The sequence below is a fragment of the Paenibacillus cucumis (ex Kampfer et al. 2016) genome, assembly GCF_019748695.1.
In the GTDB taxonomy this organism is placed as follows: domain Bacteria; phylum Bacillota; class Bacilli; order Paenibacillales; family Paenibacillaceae; genus Paenibacillus; species Paenibacillus polysaccharolyticus.
This window is the reverse complement of sequence record NZ_JACLIC010000072.1, coordinates 1-1081: the sequence shown is the minus strand read 5'-3', so window position 1 is coordinate 1081 and position 1081 is coordinate 1. Positions and strand designations below refer to the sequence as shown.

Below are 1081 nucleotides of genomic sequence, written 5' to 3'. Positions count from 1 at the left end.
GACGGATTGTAATATGAAGTGCGACACCTACTGGAAATAAATAAAAAATGGCCCATGGCCGGATTCGTGTAGAATGAAGGTTCCTACACCACATTCACACAAGGAGAATCCACCATGAGCTACACACATCTTAGCATAATTGAGCGCAGCAAGCTAGAAATCCTCCATCGGCAGGGGAGAAGTACCCGAGCGATTGCCAAAGAACTTGGCAGACATCATTCCACCATTAGCCGGGAACTCCGCCGAAATACAGTAGAACACCCCTACGCCGTGGAGAACGCTCAAGAGGGCTATGTCCAGCGCCGTAAGGCCTCCGTTTCCGCAGGGAAGTGGAATTCAGAACTGGCGAGTCGCATTGAAGATAAGCTCCACGCAACCTGGTCTCCAGAGCAGATCGTAGAGCGATTGCGTCAGGAGGGTCAATCCATGGTATGTTTTAAAACGATCTATCGTTGGCTTTATACCGGCCGTCTGGTGAAAGGTGTGCTTGCCATCCTCAGACACAAAGGGAAACGGCAGAAGCCAGCAGAGACACGCGGCAAGTTTGCTGTGGGCAAGCCCATCTCTCAACGTCCGAAAGAGGTTCGTCACCGGGAGACCTTCGGCCATTGGGAACTGGATACGGTGGTTTCAGGTCGTGGGAAAAGCAAGGGCTGCGTAGCCACGTTCATCGAACGAAAGACCCGCTTGTATACCGCGATTCGTATGCCTGATCGTACTGCGTTGTCCATGGAGATTGCCTTTGGAGTAGCGGCTTCGCAGTATCCTGCCCGAGCGTTTCAAACCGCTACCGCGGACCGTGGCAAGGAATTCGCCTGTTACACCAGCCTGGAAGCCGTTCATGGCGTGCAGGTATATTTTGCAGATCCCTATTCCTCCTGGCAACGCGGCTCGAATGAAAATGCCAATGGCCTCCTGCGAGAGTTTTTTCCCAAAGGGACCGATTTTGCCCAAATCACGGATGAGGCTCTAGAAAACGCTCTGGACTTGATCAATCACAGACCACGTAAATGCCTGAGCTGGAGAACCGCTCACGAATCCTTTTCAGAGGAACTGTCGCACTTGGCTTGACAATCCGTCA

At 52.3% G+C, this 1081-nt stretch carries 1 protein-coding gene; it reads left to right on the top strand.

Annotated elements, in window-relative coordinates:
• The first annotated feature begins 114 nt into the window (after positions 1 to 114).
• Positions 115 to 1071 (top strand): IS30 family transposase, encoded by a 957-nt coding sequence (locus H7T88_RS28480; RefSeq protein ID WP_221791739.1) that lies wholly within the window; start codon positions 115 to 117, stop codon positions 1069 to 1071.
• Positions 1072 to 1081 lie beyond the last annotated feature (10 nt).

What these genes read in the sequence shown, in the direction of transcription:
- H7T88_RS28480 (WP_221791739.1), top strand. Translation starts at nt 115, where the DNA reads ATGAGCTACACACATCTTAGCATAATTGAGCGCAGCAAGCTAGAAATC.